The organism is Oryzibacillus soli (genome assembly GCF_051594765.1).
Lineage (GTDB): Bacteria > Bacillota > Bacilli > Paenibacillales > NBRC-103111 > Paenibacillus_AR.
Map to the genome: position 1 here is coordinate 155,433 of NZ_JBPPGJ010000006.1, position 16,132 is coordinate 171,564.

The window sequence follows — 16,132 nt, forward strand, 5'->3', positions numbered from 1 at the left end:
TAACGGTATGAAACCGGCAGCCTCTAATGGGAGCATCAGCTCCGTTCAAGGCCCCACTTCGGAGTGAACTTCATCGGTTCGGTCCCTTAGGTCTGCTCTCAGTCTCCGGCAAACCTTCCCTGTCGGTCCCGCAGGTCCGATTACTCTCTCCTGCATGGTGTTTCGCGATATGGTTCCTATTTTTTGCCGATTATACGCTTCCCCTTCCGCAAAAAGCAAGAAGACGCTGGAACGCGTTCTGGCGTCTATGATGTGTCGAAATAAAGCGCTGAAGTCTATGAAATTGTTGAAAAGTTGTCAATTTCGCATTGACAGTTGCTAGATATCGTTGTAGTATTCAATGGTACCTACTACATATTGATTGGAACAGGTGCCTACCCCGGTATTGGACACAACCAGCCGGCGCAGGCTTAATAGGGAAGCCGGTGCAAAGCCGGTGCGGTCCCGCCACTGTAATGGAAGAATCCGCCACACGTATCCACTGGTCGTTCCGGCCGGGAAGGAGCGGCGGGTGATGACGCCAGAGCCAGGAGACCTGCCTGTTTCCATGGATGACACCTTCCCTACGGGAGATAGGGGCGTGTTCGATAGCGGCTTACCCGTTCCGGCCTGTATGGGCTGGGAATGGACGGACCCTGCTCTTCGTGCGTCTCTAGGACTCCCCATGGGAGCCGGGAGGCGCTTTTTTGGCCCCCAATGACCTGTTGAAAGGATTGAAGAGCCTTGCTCATCGCCTATGATTCCCGAACCGGCCATGTCGGTAAATTCGTAAAGAAGCTGAATCTGCCTGCCGTCCGCATCGATGAAGCCCTGGAGGTCGACGCCCCGTTCGTGCTGGTGACCTATACGACGGGGATGGGACAGGCTCCAGGGAAGGTGCTCCACTTCCTGCAGAAGAACCGGAACTACCTCCGGGGTGTGGCGGCCAGCGGCAACCGTAACTGGGGCGAGCACTTTGCCGGCAGTGCGGACCGGGTGTCCGAGCTCTTCGGCGTACCGGTGCTGTGCAAGTTCGAGCTGTCGGGTACGGAGCGGGATGTGGAGAGATTTCTGACGGAGGTGCGTGCGGTTGCGTCATATTGAACTGAACAACATGCTGATGATGAAGGATGCCGATGGCTTCTTCCGTTTGGATAAGGACCTAGAGGCGGTCGACGCCTTCATGGAGGAGACGGCGGGCCGGACGATGTCCTTCCCCGATACGGATGCGAAGGTCCGGTATATGATCGATCATCACTACTATGAGGACGTGTACGCCCTGTACAGTGCCGAGGAGGTAGCCAGCGTCTATGACCTTGCCCATGGCTACGGCTTCCGGTTCGCCTCCTATATGGCGGCGTCCAAGTTCTATACGGATTACGCCATGAAGAGCGACGACGGGAAGCTCTATCTGGAGCATTACCCTGACCGCGCCGCCATTACCGCCCTCTATCTGGGCCGTGGAGATGCGCAGCTGGCGCGGACCCTGGCTGCCTCCATCATGGAGCAGCGGCTGCAGCCGGCCACGCCCACCTTCCTGAATGCGGGGAAGAAGCGCCGGGGCGAGATGGTATCATGCTTCCTGCTCGAGATGGACGATTCCTTGAATTCCATCAATTACGTGCTGTCCACCTGCATGCAGCTGTCCAAGATCGGCGGCGGCGTGGCCGTCAACCTGTCCAAGCTACGCGGCAGGGGCGAGCCCATCAAGGGCGTCGAGGGGGCGGCCAAGGGCATCATGCCCGTGCTGAAGCTGATGGAGGATGCCTTCTCCTACGCGGACCAGATGGGACAGCGCAAGGGCTCCGGAGCGGCCTATTACAACATCTTCGGCTGGGATGTGCTGGAGTTCCTGGACAGCAAGAAGATCAACGCGGACGAGAAGTCGCGGTTGAAGACTCTGTCCATCGGCCTGATCGTGCCGGAGCAGTTCTACAAGCTGGCGGAGAAGAACGAGCCGCTGCATGTTTTTGCCCCGTACAGTGTGTGGAAGGCCTATGGCCAGCATCTGGACGACATGGATATCGACGAGATGTACGAGACCCTCTTGGCGGATCCCCGCGTCCGCAAGAAGGCGGTGATGGGCGCCCGGGAGATGCTGGTGAAGATCGCCGCCATTCAGCTGGAATCCGGCTATCCGTACATGATGAACCGGACCAATGCCAACCGGGGCCACGCCCTGAAGCGGCTGGGCAGCGTGAAGATGTCGAACCTGTGCACGGAGATCTTCCAGCTGCAGGAGACGTCGGAGATCGGCAACTACGGCGAGCCCGACCATATCCGGCGGGACATCAGCTGCAATCTGGCATCGCTGAACATCGTCCACGTCATGGAGAGCGGCAAGGTGCGGGAGTCCGTGCATGAAGGCATGCTGGCGCTGACGGCGGTCAGCGATATGACCCGGGTTCAGAATGCGCCGGGCGTGGTGAAGGCCAACCGGGAGCTGCACTCCGTCGGCCTGGGAGCCATGAACCTCCACGGCTACCTGACCAAGAACAAGATCGCGTATGAGAGCGAAGAGGCGAAGGATTTTGCCAAGACGTTCTTCATGATGATGAATTACTACTCGCTGGAGAAAAGTATGGAGATCGCCCGGGACCGGGGCGTCGTATTCGAGGGCTTCGAACGGTCCGACTATGCGAACGGCACCTACTTCGACCGGTATCTGGCCACGGATTACCGGCCGGCCTCGGCCAAGGTGCAGGAGCTGTTCCAAGGCATCCAGGTGCCGTCTCCGGAAGACTGGGCCCGTCTCAAGGAGCAGGTGGTCCGCCACGGGTTGTACCATGCGTACCGCCTGGCCATCGCGCCGACGCAGAGCATCTCGTACATCCAGAACTCCACCTCCAGCGTCATGCCCATCGTATCGCCCATCGAGACCCGGACTTACGCCAACTCGACGACCTATTATCCGATGCCGTATCTCAGCCGGGACAACTATTTCTATTACAAGTCGGCCTACCAGATGGATCAGTTCAAGGTGCTGGATCTGATCGCCGCCATCCAGGAGCATATCGACCAGGGCGTGTCCACGGTGCTTCATGTCAACAGCGACGTGACCACCCGGCAGCTGGCCCGATATTATATCTACGCCGCACGCATGGGGCTGAAGTCCCTCTACTATACCAGGACCAACCTGTTGACCTTGGAGGAATGCATCAGCTGCTCGGTGTAATGTAGGCCGAAGCAAGAGCGATTGGAGGAGAAGATCCGCATGGAAGCCATCAAAGCGGTAAATTGGAACCGGCCGGATGACGATTTCACCATCGAATTCTGGCATCAGAATATCATGCAGTTCTGGACGGATGACGAGATTCCCCTGTCCGACGACAAGATGTCGTGGCTGGCTCTGTCCGATGCGGAGCGGGAGCTCTACATGAAGGTGCTGGGCGGATTGACGCTGCTTGACACCGTGCAGGGCGGAGCCGGCATGCCGAAGATTCTGGAGTATACGGAGGGGCTTCAGCGCAAGGCCGTGCTGGGCTTCATGGGGATGATGGAGCAGATTCACGCCAAGTCCTACAGCAGCATCTTCACGACGCTGGCGACGAAGGAAGAGATCGACAAGGTGTTCGCTTGGGTGGAGGGACAGGAGAACCTGCAGTACAAGGCGGAGACCATCTCCCGGTATTACTACGGCATCAAGACCCGCAAGGATCTGTACCTGGCCATGGGAGCGTCGGTGCTTCTGGAGAGCTATCTGTTCTACAGCGGCTTCTTCTATCCGCTCTATCTGGCGGGGCAGGGGAAGATGACGAGCAGCGGGGAGATCATCGACCTGATTCTGCGGGATGAGAGCATCCATGGGCTCTACGTGGGAACGCTGGCCCAGGAGCTCTTCTCGCAGCTGACGGAGGCGGAGCAGACGGAGGCGCAGGAGGAGCTGCACAGCCTGTTCGCCCGGCTCCATGCCAACGAGGAGGCCTATACGGAGCTGCTCTACGCGGGCGTGGGCCTGGCGGACGAGGTGAAGGCCTTCCTCCGCTACAATGCGAACAAGGCCTGGATGAACTTGGGGCTGGACCCCCTGTTCCCGGACGAAGAGATCCACCCCGTAGTGCAGAATGGCCTTCGGACGGACACCAAGCAGCACGACTTCTTCTCCAAAAAAGGCAATGGCTACGTGCGTGCCATCCATGTGGAGCAGCTGACCGACGAGGATTTTGTGTTCGGGGACTAACGGTGAGCGAGCGAAGGCTCGGAGGCGGGGGCGGATACGGACTCCTGGGAGGAGCCGGAGGCGTGTTCGGAGGGAAAGCCGACGAATTCGTAGCCGACGCCCCACACGGTCTTGATGCAGGTCTTCAGGCTGCCCAGCTTGCTGCGGATGTTCTTGATATGGATGGTCAGCGACCCGGGGTCGAACAGCTGCCCGTCCTTCGCCAACAGACCGGCGAAGCGGGAGCGCTCCAGAACCTGGTTCTGATGCTCGGCAAGCTTCATGAAGATGCAGAATTCCTTCACGGTGAGCAGGAGGTCCCGGTCATCTGAGAACACCTGGAAGGACTGCCGGTTGAAGCGTAGCGGTCCAACCGCAAGCACATGGGATTGCTCGGCCGGATTCCATTCCATAGGGTTTGTTTCCATTTCGTTCCATTCCTTTCGTGAGAAAAGGGTCCTGCCGGGTTTGAACCGGCGGGACCTTTTTTTGAGTTCATTTTAGGCCGTTCGGACTGAAGCGGCCAGCGCGTCTTCAGGCACCCTACTGGACGATGACGGTGATGCTGACGGTTTTGCCCGCATACTTGGCCCGTATGGTTGCGGTGCCCTTGTATTCGGCGGTAATGAGGCCGTCCTTGACATCCGCCACGCTGACCTTCGAGCTGGACCATTCGGCGGGGACGTTCACGATCGCCTCCGAGCCGTCCGCATAGGTGGCGGTCAGGGTAACGTTCTTGCTTTCACCGGCCTTCATGACGATCCGGTGGGTGTTCGTTTGCAGATATTTCAGCTTGTTCACCTCTACGGGAAGCGAGGCCGATTTGCCGCCGAATTTGGCGGTGATCGTCGACTTGCCGGTGTCTGCGCCGGTGATGGTGCCCCCGATTACATCGGCGGCCTTCACGCTGGAGGAGCTCCATTCCGCGTCGTCCGTCACGTCGCGGGAGGTTCCATCGGAAAAGTAAGCCGTGACGGTGATCGAAGCGGATTGTCCGGTCTTCAGCAGTACGCTCTTCTGGCTAAGGACAAGCTTCGAGGGACTGTCCGATTCGACGGCGACGGTGACGGTTTTGCCCCCATACTTGGCCGTGATGGTGGCCTTGCCTTGCGCGTAGGTTGTCACCAGGCCGGAGGCCACATCGGCAACGGCCGGCGCAGAGCTGGTCCAGACGGCCTTGGCCGTTACGTCCTGCGTGTTCCCGGCTTGATCCACCATGGTCAAGACAAGCTGGCTGGAGTCATCCTTCTTCAGCACCAGCTTCCGCTTGTCCACCGTCAGCGTCTTGGCCAGCTCCACCTCAACGGAGAGGGTGGCTGTGTAATCGCCGTAGGCGGCGGTTACCGTAGCTTTGCCGGAGGCGACGGCCGTAACCAGACCGTCCTCTGCGAGAGCGACCTCGGCGTTGGAGGAGGTCCATTCGGCATCCTCAGTCACATCCTGGACCGAGCCGTCCTTGAAGGTGGCGGTAGCCTGTACCTGGGAGAACTGTCCGTCCTGGAGGATGACGGTCTTGGTGCTGACGGCCAGCTTGGTAAGCTCGCCGACGCTGACGGGGATGCTGACCGTCCTGCCGCCATAGTTGACCGTAACGGTGGTAGCCCCCCGGGAGACAGCGGTCACTTTGCCTTTCTCCACCTTGGCGACGGCGGCATCCTTGGAGAACCATTCGGCCAGGCTCGTTACATCCACGGACTCGGTGCCGTCCGCATAGACGGCAGAGAGATGCACGTCCGCCGTGTCGCCTGGCTGCAGCACCAGCTTCGATACGTCGGGGGTTAAGGATTTGACGGTGTCCACCTTGACGGAGACGGTTGCGGTACGCTCGCCGTACTTGGCGGTGATGACGGCTTCACCCGCTTGATAGGCCCGGACCAATCCCCCCTTCACATAGACGCTGTCCGAGTCGGAGCTGGTCCATTCCGCAGCGGCGCCCACATCCTCCGTGGAGCCGTCGGCATAGACTGCCGTCAGGGCAATCTGCTGCGAGGCGCCCTTGCGGAGGCTGAGCGACGCCGGATTGACAGTCAGCTTGCGGGCTACGGCCACGTCGACGATCAGGCTGGCGGTCTTGCCGCCATAGGCTGCCGTGATCGTCGTCTGTCCCGTTGCCGCCGCGGTGACGCTGCCATGGTCGGCATAGGCCACGCTCTCATTCCCGGAGCTCCACACCGCCTTCGAGGTGACGTTCTCGCTGGTGCCGTCGGCGTAGTAGGCGGTCAGCTTCACGGAGCCTGTGCCGTTCTTGTGCAGGAACAGGTCGGTTTCACTCAGCTCCAGCCTCTTGACGAGACTGACCCCGACGGACATGGACACGGATTCCGTGCCGTAAACCGCCGTCACGGTGGCTTGGCCGGGAGCCTTGCCAGTGACGGTTCCCTTGTCCAGGCTTACGATTTCCTTATGATCTGTAGACCATTGAGCCAAGGAGGTTACATCCTCCGTAGATCCGTCCGCATACGTGACGGTCAGCTTGAAGGCCTTCGATTCCTCCGTCCGCAGAGTCATCGCTTCCGGAGTAACGGCAAGCTTGCGTACGGTGTCCACGGAGACGTCGAAGCTGATGCTCTTGCCTCCGAAGGAGGCGGTAAGCACGGTGGTTCCCGCCGAAAGACCGTAGATCTTGCCCTTGGCGGCATAAGCTACGGATTCGTCCTCCGAGCTCCACTCCACCTTGTCCGTAATCTTCTCCGTGGTGCCATCCAGATACAGGGCTGTGATCTCCACTGCCTGGGAGGCTCCCTTGCGGAGCTGGTAGGAGACCGTCCCGGATGTAAGCTGGCGGGGAACCCCTACATCCACCGAGACCGAAGCAGTTCTGGAGCCGTACCGGGCGGTCAAGGCAGCTTGCCCCGTGCTGTACCCGTAGATCAGGCCATCCGCCGCGTAGGCGACGGAGTCGCGGTCGGAGGTCCAATTGACGCGGTCCGTCACATCCTCCGAGGTTCCGTCCGCATAGGTGGCTTTCACCGTGACGGCCCGGGTGTCTCCTTCCTTCAGGAAGACGTTGCTGTCACTGACGGTCAGTAGCTTGGCAACCTCCACCTCCACGTTGACGGAGGCGGATTTGGTGCCGTAATGTGCGGTGATGGCGGCGGTGCCGGAGCCGTAGGCCGTGACCTGGCCCTTCAAGGCGTCGGCCACTTGTTCATTGTCCGATTCCCATTCCGCCTTGTCCGCCACATCCACCAAGGTACCGTCCTCGAACAGCGCCATCAGCTTCAGCTTGGCGTTGCCGCCGGTCCGCAGGCTGATTTCGGTGGAGTCCAGATAGAGCCTCCGGACGATGTCGACTTGTACCGGGACGGATACCGTCAGTCCGCCGTATTCCGCCGTTACGTTGGCTTCGCCGGACTCCAGTCCCGTTACCGCACCGTTCAAGACGGATGCGACGGAGTCATTGTCCGTGCTCCACTCAGCCTTCTCATCCACGATTTCGGTGGTGTTGTCCGAATAGGTGGCGGTCAGGTGAATCTGTTCGGCTTCCCCGATGCGCAGGTCCACCTTGCTCTTGTTCTTCGTGAGGCTCCGGACCTTCTTCGTGACGGTCACCTGAACGGCGACCGTCTTGCCGGAGTATGTCGCGGTCACGATGGCGGCGCCTTCCGCCTTGGCCATGACCGTACCATTATACGCTGAAGCGACGGCGGGATCGCCGGAGCTCCAGTCGGTCTTGACGGTGACGTCGGCGGTGGCCCCGCTCTCATAGACGGCGGTGGCCGTCAAGCTCTTGGATGAGCCGACCGCCAGGTTCACGGCATTGGTGGAGAGCACCAGCTTGCTTACGGCATCCTGGGCGTGGACAGTGCGCGCGCCCCATCCGGCTGCTCCGGAGAAGAGCAGAACGAGACACAGCAGCATAAGACCGGTCTGGCGCAATCGTCTTGCTGGTTGGTTCATGGTAATCAGATCCCTCCCATTGATCGGGACAGCCGTGGCCGGCTGCCCGTACCTATGGGAGTTATCGGAGGGGAGGAGTTGGGAAATTATATAAGTTAGCTGAAAGTCTCCTAACCGGAAGCCGCCTAACCTCCAGATTACCACATTTTCCTTAACAGGAGCTTAATGGAAGATAAATAATAGGTGTATAGAAGGGAGCAGGGGAATTTCGTGAAGGAGGTTGACAGAGGGAGCAGAATGAATATAATTAAGTTGTGTACGATTCAATTGTACACGATCTAATTATCAGGAACGAGTAATCCGGTCTGAACCGGACTCGCCAATAGAATTCTTAGAGGAGGAAACGACATGAGCGTACATCAATTTACCGTCCGCAACATCCGTGGACAAGAGGTGGATCTCGGCAGCTACAAAGGAAAGGTGCTTCTGATCATCAATACAGCCAGCAAGTGCGGATTCACCAACCAGTATGCGGACCTACAGAAGCTGTATGAGAAGTATAAGGACCGGGGCCTGGTGCTGTTGGGCTTCCCGTGCAACCAATTCGGCGATCAGGAGCCGGGCACCAACGACGAGGTCCACACCTTCTGCCAGCTGAACTACGGCGTCAGCTTCCCGCTGTTCGAGAAGGTAGAGGTACGCGGAGAAGACAAGCATCCGCTGTTCGCCTACTTGTCCGGGCAGGCCCCGTTCGAGGGATTCGACCTGACGACCTCCGGCGGCAAGATGATGCATACCTACCTGTCGGAGAAGCTGCCTGAGTTCCTAATCGGCAACGACATCAAGTGGAACTTCACCAAGTTCCTGGTGGACGGCGAGGGCCATGTGGTGAAGCGCTTCGAATCGCCGGTGGATCCGCTGGACATCGAACCGGCGATCGAAGCGCTGCTGGGGTAAGAGGAGGAACGTCAGGCTTGAATCCGGAGAGCGGAGGCGGCGTAGGGCTTGAAGAGTCCGTACATGCGGTCTTCGTCCCGCGGCTGGGGGTGCAGCCACAGCTCCATCGTATCCTCCTCCAGGATGACGGGGGTCCGCGGATGATAGGCTGCTAGCGGCTCCGCCGAAGGCGTGGTCATGATGGTGCAGCTGCGGTACTCGGTTCCGGCGGGGCTGACCCAGACATCATAGAGACCGGCCAATCCGAAGAACCGCCGCTCGTTCAAGGTGATCCGGATCTGCTTCTCCTTCCGCCTGCCCAAGGGCACCCGGTAGTAGAAGCCGTCGCAGGGGATGATGCAGCGCTGCTTGGCGAAGATTTGCCGGTAGGCATGGTGGTCGCGGATGCTCTCGCTTCGGGCATGGATGGAATCCTTGGCCCAGAAGGGGAAGATGCCCCAATAATACCGGTCCAGCACCCGGCTTCCCTGCTTGCCCAGAATAATGGGGATGTGCTCCGTCGGCTTCAGCATCCCGCCGTTGGCGCCGGAGAGTCCCTCCAGCACCTGATCGATTCGGAAATGGTCGGACAGCTCTCTGGCGTCCGCTTGTAAGGATATCCATTCGCACATGGTTACACCGCTCCTTTGGCTCCAGTATTTTCATCCCGCGGGAAATTCATGCATGAAGCCGTCGGGAGGCGAATATACTGGAGCTACAGGAATTAAAGGGGAGTAGCTGGTACAGCAAAGTCGTCAATACGGGGAAACCCCGGCTTTGCTGGCAACGGAAGCGTTGTTGGCGAGACCTTTACCGTCACCGGTAAGGGTCTCTTCGCATGTCAGAGGAGCCTTCGCCGTCGGCGGAGGCTCCTATTCATGTTGAAGGAGGAAATCGGCATGGACTTCATCGTATCCTTACTCTCAATCATCGCCATCGATCTGGTGCTGGCGGGCGACAACGCCATCGTGATCGGGATGGCCTCCCGCAACCTGCCCGTCCACCAGCAGAAGCGGGCGATCCTCTTGGGCACGGCAGGTGCTATCGTTATCCGGGCCTTGTCCACACTAGTGGTGGTCTGGCTGCTGGGCCTGGCCGGTTTGAAGCTGCTGGGAGGCTGCTTGCTGGTCTGGATCGCTTACAAGCTTCTGGCGGATAAGGACGGGGGCCATGGCCAGGTGAACGCCGGCATGAGCCTGATGAAGGCCGTCGGCACCATCGTCGTGGCGGACACGGTCATGGGGCTGGATAATGTCCTGGCCGTCGCCGGGGCGGCCCATGGGGATTTTGTGCTGGTGGTGGTCGGACTCTTGATCAGCATTCCCATCATGGTCTTCGGCAGCACCCTGGTGATCCGGATGATGGCCCGTTATCCGTGGCTCATCTATCTGGGGGCGGGGGTTCTGGCTTGGACAGCCGGGAAGATGATCACCGGGGAATCCTTCGTGTACGAGGTTCTGAGCGGCGCGCCTGCTCTGAAGTGGGTCATCGACGCGGCCGTCATCGCTGGGGTTCTCTATGCCGGCTACCGGAGCAGCAGGCGCCGGTCCGGCGTGCATGGGGCACAGCTTGTGCAGGCTGACGAGCAGGAGACCCAGTCCGCGACGGCATGAAGAGGAATATCATACTGGCTGGCCGAGCAGGCCTTGTCCGGGAGGACGAGGCTTGTTTCTTTTGGCATAAGAGGGCTGTTCTCATTGCGGAGTCGGGAGGGGGCTAGTAAACTGAAGAGAGGGCGTCTTCAGATAGAGGGAGAGGGCTGCGCAGCATCGTCAGGCAGACCGCCAAAAAAACGGCACTCCCTCACGCAAGGCGCAAGAGGAGTGCCGTTCGTTCGCATCGCTCAGGTGGATGAAGGGGTTTCCTCTTCCTCGTCGGATTCGTCCATGCGGTTGATCCGCAGGAACCAAGGCATCAGCTGGGTGAAGATCGAGAAGGAGAGGAAGAAGTTCAGGACGCAGACCATCAGGAGACCGTGATAGTTATCGTACGTAATGCCGGTGGAATATCCCATCCACTTGATGACGATCGAGGATTCCACATATAAGAGAATGATGCTGGCAAAAAAGGATAAAGCGATGCGCACCATAGCCGGGCACCTCCGCGTAATTGAGAGCTTTTCAATAATCATAATAAACATTCACAGTTTGGTCAATATTTCGGAAGCCTATCTGATCGATAAAACTTTTTCATCGAACCGCCGTTAAGATTTGATTTCAAGTTCGGGAACGGAGGCATTATTCTTGCAGCAAGCCATTAAGGAATTGAAGAGGCTATTTGGCTACGATTCGTTCAAAAAAGGCCAGGACCGCCTGGTCGCCAGCATCCTGGAAGGCCGCGACGTGTTGGGGGTCATGCCCACCGGCGCAGGCAAGTCCGTCTGCTACCAGCTTCCGGCGGCCATGCTGCCGGGGGTGTCCCTGGTCGTATCCCCGCTGATCTCCCTGATGAAGGACCAGGTGGATGCGCTGAATCAAGCGGGGATTCCCGCAGCACTGATCAACAGCACTCTGTCGTCGAAGGAGCTGAACGACACCTTCCGCCGCATTGCGGCAGGAGAGTTCAAGATCGTCTATGTGGCGCCCGAGCGCCTGGAGTCCGAGCGCTTCTACCGCCTCGTGCAGGAGCTGCACATTCCGCTGGTGGCGGTGGACGAGGCCCACTGCGTCTCCCAATGGGGCCACGACTTCCGGCCCAGCTACCTGGCGGTCGGCCGGCTGCTCGAGTGGATCGAGCCCCGTCCGGTGCTGGCCGCCTTCACGGCCACGGCCACGGACGTGGTGAAGGAGGACATCGTCTCGCAGCTGCGGCTGAACCATCCTGTCCGGGTCACGACCGGCTACGCCCGGGACAACCTAAGCTTCCACGTGGTGAAGGGTGCGGACAAACAGGAGTACATCGCCCGCTACATCCGTTCCCGTCCGAAGGACTCGGGGATTATCTACGCCTCCACCCGCAAGGACGTGGAGGAGCTGGAGCGTTATCTGAACCGGCTCGGCGTCTCCGCCGGTCGGTATCATGCGGGCTTGAGCGACGAGGAGCGGAGCAAGAGCCAGGAGCTTTTCCTCTATGATGTGATCAAGGTGATGGTGGCGACCAATGCCTTCGGCATGGGCATCGACAAGTCCAACGTGCGCTACGTCATCCACTACAGTCTGCCGAAGAACCTGGAGTCCTATTACCAGGAGGCAGGCCGTGCCGGACGGGACGGGGAGCCGGGAGAGTGCGTGCTCTTGTTCGCCGCCCAGGACATCATGACCCAGAAGTTCCTGATTGAACAGGGAGAAGGGGATCCGGCCCGCAAGAAGCAGGACTACAGCAATCTGAACGACATGGTGGATTACTGCCATACGACGGATTGCCTGCAGCGCTACATCGTTCAATATTTCGGCGATCCCTCCAAGGAGCCTTGCGGGCGCTGCGGCAGCTGCACGGACGAGCGGGAGCTCCACGACATTACGCTGGAGGCCCAGAAGATCTTCTCCTGCGTGGTCCGGATGCGCCAGCGCTTCGGCATCACCATGACGGCCAAGGTGCTGAAGGGCTCCGCCGACGCCAAGGTGAAGCAGTTCGGCTTCGACCAGCTGCCGACCTACGGCGTGATGAAGATGGCTAAGGAGAAGGACATCTCCGGGCTCATCAACGTGCTGGTGGCAGACGGCTATCTGATGCTCTCGGACAGCCAGTATCCGGTGCTGTCCGTGACGCAGAAGGCCAAGGCCGTGCTGGAGGGGACGGAGCGGGTGTTCCACCGTGCGGTGGTGATGAAGGATCAAGGGAGCGGGCAGGAGACGGAGGGGGCGGCCGACGAGGCGCTCTTCGAGCGGTTGCGGCAGGTCCGCAGAGACCTGGCGTTGAAGGAGCGGGTGCCGCCGTTCACCATTTTCCACGATGCGACGCTTCGGGATATGTGTGTCCGGCAGCCGAGGAACGAGGAGGAGATGCTGTCGGTCAAGGGCGTGGGCCAGCATAAGTTCGCCCGGTACGGCGAACACTTCCTCCGGGAGATCCGGTCGTTTACGGGACGGGACTGATTCGTTTTTTTATAGAATTCATTAGAATTTTGCATGTATGGGAGCTTCCCCCTGCTGGATAATGGGATTAGGCACATGAGAGGCCATTTCCTAAAGACAGATTGAGGGGGCAGGGTATGAAACGGAAGCTGGTGGGTACTTTTTTGCTGTTGTCCCTGTTGGTCGGACTGACCTGCGGGATTGCTTACGAATTTATTGCGCGGATCGACCGGACCCATTCGGAGCTGATGGACACACGCGTGATTGTGACGCAGGAAGCGGCCATGCTGCTGGCGCTGTCGGAGCGTCAAAGCAGCCTCCTGTTCCATTATTTGGCGGAGCCGAACGCGGAGAAGGAGAAGGCGCTGAAGGAGGCCAATGGGCTTCAGGGGCAGGCGGTGTCCCGGCTTGAGGGACTGCTGGATGAGAGCCGGAAGGACAAGCTCCGGGCCATGGGCGAGGCCAACGTCACTTTCCTCCGCCTGATCGGCAAGGTCCAGGACTATGTCCATGGAGGCAAGCCGGACCTGGCCCGCTCCGAAGCGCTGCTGTGGTCGGCTCCCTTGACGGAGACCATGGTGAAACATGCGCAGGAGCTGCGCAATGAGGAGCTGGCGGCCATGGAAGCGGACCGGGCGTCCAATGACGAGGAGGTCAACGGGGTCAAAAAGCTCTTCGTCGCCGTAGCTGTGGCGGCCGTGCTGATCGCCATCGCCAGCGGCCTGCTGTTATCCCGCGCCATCGTCGGCCCTCTGCGGGAGATGGTCCGTCTGGCGGGCCGGATCGCGGCCTGCGATCTGACGGGAGGGGACATTCCGGCGCGGAGCCGGGATGAGATCGGCCAACTGGCGGAGGCGCTGAACGGCATGAAGCGGAATCTTCGGAGCATCATCCGTCAGCTCGAAGACAGCGCCGGCCTGGTGGCGGCGTCCGCCGAGACGCTGAGCGTCAGCTCCGAGCAGGTGAGCCGCTCCTCGGAGACCATCACCCAGATGTCCCAGACCATCATGCTGGGCACCGAAACCCAAGCGGCCAATGTGGAGACCTCGGCCGGGGCTCTTCAAGAGATGTCCCGGATGATGGAGGCTGTCGTCCGCAATGCCCAATCCGCCCTTGCCCAGACCGGGGAGGCGCTGGCAGCGTCGCAGGAGGGGGACGAAGCGGCGCGGACGGCGGAGGAGCAGATGAACGCCATCTACGCCAAGATGAATGCCATCGCCGAATCGGTCCGGCAGCTGGCCGCACGAGCTGGGGATATCCTTGAGGCCAATGGCCTGATCGGACAGATCGCCCGGCAGACGAACATCCTGTCGATCAACGCCTCCATCGAGGCGTCCCGGGCCGGCTCGGAAGGGCGAGGCTTCTCCGTGGTAGCGGCGGAGATCCGCCAGCTGGCCGGACAGACCGGCGCGGCGGCGGAAGAGGTGGACCGGCTGATGGAGCGCATGCGGGAGGAGATGACCCGAGTGGAGCTCTCCACGGCAGCCGGACAGGCGGAAGCGGCGGAGGGGATCCGCGTGGTCCGCTCGGCCGGGGAGGCCCTGCAGCGCATCCACCGGTCATCGGAGACCTCCGATGCGCTGGTGCAGGAGGCGGCCGGCCGGACCACAGAGGCGGCGGCGCTGTCCGCATCTGCCCTGGACGCGGTGAGCGCCATCCGTGAGCTGGCCTGGTCGGCGGCCGATTCGGCACGCGAGGTGTCCGCCAGCACCCAGGAGCAGTATGCCGGCATGGAGGAGATCACCTCCTCCGCGGTGCTTCTGCTCCAGATGGCCGGCGAGCTCCGGGACACCATCAGCCGGTTCCGGGTGGAGCAGGAGACGTAACGGGCGGGCGCTTCGGAGCGCATCAAAAAACAAGCGGCAGCAGGGGCGTTGATACGCCTCCGCTGCCGCTTTATTTGTCCTTGACGTCGTCTGGGGTCAGACCGTCCAGCATCGCCTCCACAGCTTCGCTTAACGAATTGGTGGCGGCGATATCCTGCTGGTCATCCGGCTTGTTCACCCGGCCCATGGGATTGCTCGCCCGCTTCGAATACTCCTTGTTGCTTTCGGTGGTTTCCATCCGTTCGCCTCCTTGGCCTGCAGATGGGAATAGGATGCCTGATCGGCCCCCTTTCCATACACGCTGCAGACGGGGAAGGCGTAGAATCCTATTTGGCTCCGGGCGCGTTCCGGATGTAGGCCTCCAGCACCTTATCCAGCCGGTTCAGCTGATAGCCGTACTCGAAGATGGCTGAGCCGACAAGGATCAGGCCCATCCGGTTCTCCGGCTCCTTGCGGTACTGGTCCATGACCCGGTTCATGAAGCCGCCGCCGGCTTCCAGCGTGCCGCTGTCCGGGGGGACGGCCTCCTTCAGCTTGCCCTCGTACCGGAGCAGCAGCTGCTCATGGTAGCGGGTCAGCGCCTCCAGCTGCTCGTCGAAGATCCGGCTCTCTTCCCCGTTCCGGGCGCTGCGGAAATAATGGTCCCCGATGATCTCGAGGGTATCGTCCCCCTTGTGCAGCACGTGGAGCATCTGCTTGAAGACGATGAGCTCCCGGACATCGGTGGGGCGGATCCGCCCCAGCTTGCGGCGCTCTTCGTCGAAGGAGCCGAACTGATCGTCCAGCTTGGCGAGCGACTTGCGGAAGTCCTCGTGCTGCTCCCGGAAGGCCTTCTCGGTCAGCTCATTGGAGATGGCGGTCCGGTGGAGCAGGGAGAGCAGCTGGAAGGACCGCCGCACGCCCTCGGCGAAGGTCCGGCCGTGCTTGGGGGGCAGGATGAGCAGATTGACCAGAAAAGCCGAGCCCATCCCGATCAGTATGATGAGGAAGCGGTTCAAGGCGAAGGCCCAGTCGTCCCCCGGCGCCTCCATAATGGCCAGTACCGTCACCAGTGTCAGGCTGATCGTATTCTCCATCTTGAGCCGCAGGCTCGCCATGATGACGAATACCGCCACCAGCCCGATGGAGATGGGGCTGTCGCCGAACAGCGTGTTGGCGGCGAGCGCTACGGCTGCACCCAGGGTGTTGGTCTGGACCTGGTCCAGCACCTGGCGCCAGGTGCGGTACACCGTGGGCTGGACGGTGAAGACCGCCGCCACTGCGGCGAATACCCCCGGCGTAAAGCCGAGCCAATAACAGACATATAAGGACAATGTGATGGACAAGCCTGTCTTCAGAACACGAGCGCCTAACGTCATAGAAGCTTGGAAGACCTCCTT

The 16,132-nt window shown here is 60.4% G+C and carries 13 protein-coding genes and 1 riboswitch; of the genes, 7 read left to right on the forward strand and 6 right to left on the reverse strand.

Annotated features, from left to right (window positions below; genetic code table 11):
* Positions 1 to 351 precede the first annotated feature (351 nt).
* Positions 352 to 557: riboswitch (cobalamin riboswitch) on the forward strand.
* Between the two features lie 166 nt (positions 558 to 723).
* From nrdI to nrdF, 3 genes are read left to right on the forward strand one after another with little or no spacing between them, the layout of a single operon-like run.
* Positions 724 to 1,083 carry a class Ib ribonucleoside-diphosphate reductase assembly flavoprotein NrdI gene (gene nrdI / locus ACSEXW_RS10105; protein WP_438446008.1) on the forward strand — a complete coding sequence of 120 codons (360 nt, stop codon included), beginning with the start codon at positions 724 to 726 and terminating at the stop codon, positions 1,081 to 1,083.
* Positions 1,070 to 3,154, forward strand: a complete 2,085-nt coding sequence (gene nrdE, locus ACSEXW_RS10110; RefSeq protein WP_438446009.1) for a class 1b ribonucleoside-diphosphate reductase subunit alpha — start codon at positions 1,070 to 1,072, stop codon at positions 3,152 to 3,154. Before nrdI ends, nrdE begins: the two co-directional genes overlap by 14 nt.
* Before the next feature lie 39 nt (positions 3,155 to 3,193).
* Positions 3,194 to 4,159: a class 1b ribonucleoside-diphosphate reductase subunit beta gene (gene nrdF / locus ACSEXW_RS10115; RefSeq protein ID WP_438446010.1), complete on the forward strand. Its 966-nt coding sequence runs from the start codon at positions 3,194 to 3,196 to the stop codon at positions 4,157 to 4,159.
* On the opposite strand, the gene ACSEXW_RS10120 is transcribed toward nrdF, so the two are convergent.
* Positions 4,156 to 4,566 carry a winged helix-turn-helix domain-containing protein gene (locus tag ACSEXW_RS10120; RefSeq protein WP_438446011.1) on the reverse strand — a complete coding sequence of 137 codons (411 nt, stop codon included), beginning with the start codon at positions 4,564 to 4,566 and terminating at the stop codon, positions 4,156 to 4,158. The genes nrdF and ACSEXW_RS10120 overlap by 4 nt on opposite strands.
* 115 nt (positions 4,567 to 4,681) lie before the next feature.
* Entirely contained in the window at positions 4,682 to 8,038 is a 3,357-nt protein-coding gene (locus tag ACSEXW_RS10125; protein WP_438446012.1) for an Ig-like domain-containing protein, read from the reverse strand.
* A gap of 348 nt (positions 8,039 to 8,386) precedes the next feature.
* On the opposite strand from ACSEXW_RS10125, the gene ACSEXW_RS10130 reads away from it, so the two are divergent.
* Positions 8,387 to 8,935, forward strand: coding sequence for a glutathione peroxidase (locus ACSEXW_RS10130; protein ID WP_438446013.1), 549 nt, complete (start codon positions 8,387 to 8,389; stop codon positions 8,933 to 8,935).
* A gap of 11 nt (positions 8,936 to 8,946) precedes the next feature.
* Here the strand turns inward: ACSEXW_RS10130 and ACSEXW_RS10135 are convergent, their stop codons facing one another.
* Positions 8,947 to 9,546 (reverse strand): SOS response-associated peptidase, encoded by a 600-nt coding sequence (locus ACSEXW_RS10135; protein ID WP_438446014.1) that lies wholly within the window; start codon positions 9,544 to 9,546, stop codon positions 8,947 to 8,949.
* Between the two features lie 246 nt (positions 9,547 to 9,792).
* Here ACSEXW_RS10135 and ACSEXW_RS10140 point away from each other — a divergent pair, with 246 nt between their 5' ends.
* Entirely contained in the window at positions 9,793 to 10,527 is a 735-nt protein-coding gene (locus tag ACSEXW_RS10140) for a TerC family protein (protein ID WP_438446015.1), read from the forward strand.
* Positions 10,528 to 10,757: 230 nt separating this feature from the next.
* Here the strand turns inward: ACSEXW_RS10140 and ACSEXW_RS10145 are convergent, their stop codons facing one another.
* Complete coding sequence (locus ACSEXW_RS10145) at positions 10,758 to 11,003, reverse strand: hypothetical protein (RefSeq protein WP_438446016.1); 246 nt, start codon at positions 11,001 to 11,003, stop codon at positions 10,758 to 10,760.
* A gap of 154 nt (positions 11,004 to 11,157) precedes the next feature.
* On the opposite strand from ACSEXW_RS10145, the gene recQ reads away from it, so the two are divergent.
* Positions 11,158 to 12,948 (forward strand): DNA helicase RecQ, encoded by a 1,791-nt coding sequence (gene recQ / locus ACSEXW_RS10150; protein WP_438446017.1) that lies wholly within the window; start codon positions 11,158 to 11,160, stop codon positions 12,946 to 12,948.
* 116 nt (positions 12,949 to 13,064) lie between these two features.
* Positions 13,065 to 14,753 (forward strand): methyl-accepting chemotaxis protein, encoded by a 1,689-nt coding sequence (locus ACSEXW_RS10155; protein ID WP_438446018.1) that lies wholly within the window; start codon positions 13,065 to 13,067, stop codon positions 14,751 to 14,753.
* 70 nt (positions 14,754 to 14,823) lie between these two features.
* Here the strand turns inward: ACSEXW_RS10155 and ACSEXW_RS10160 are convergent, their stop codons facing one another.
* The gene (locus tag ACSEXW_RS10160) at positions 14,824 to 14,991 is read right to left on the reverse strand and encodes a hypothetical protein (RefSeq protein ID WP_438446019.1); all 168 of its coding nucleotides are present in this window, start codon (positions 14,989 to 14,991) and stop codon (positions 14,824 to 14,826) included.
* Positions 14,992 to 15,079: 88 nt separating this feature from the next.
* Positions 15,080 to 16,111, reverse strand: coding sequence for an aromatic acid exporter family protein (locus tag ACSEXW_RS10165; protein ID WP_438446020.1), 1,032 nt, complete (start codon positions 16,109 to 16,111; stop codon positions 15,080 to 15,082).
* Between the last annotated feature and the right edge of the window lie 21 nt (positions 16,112 to 16,132).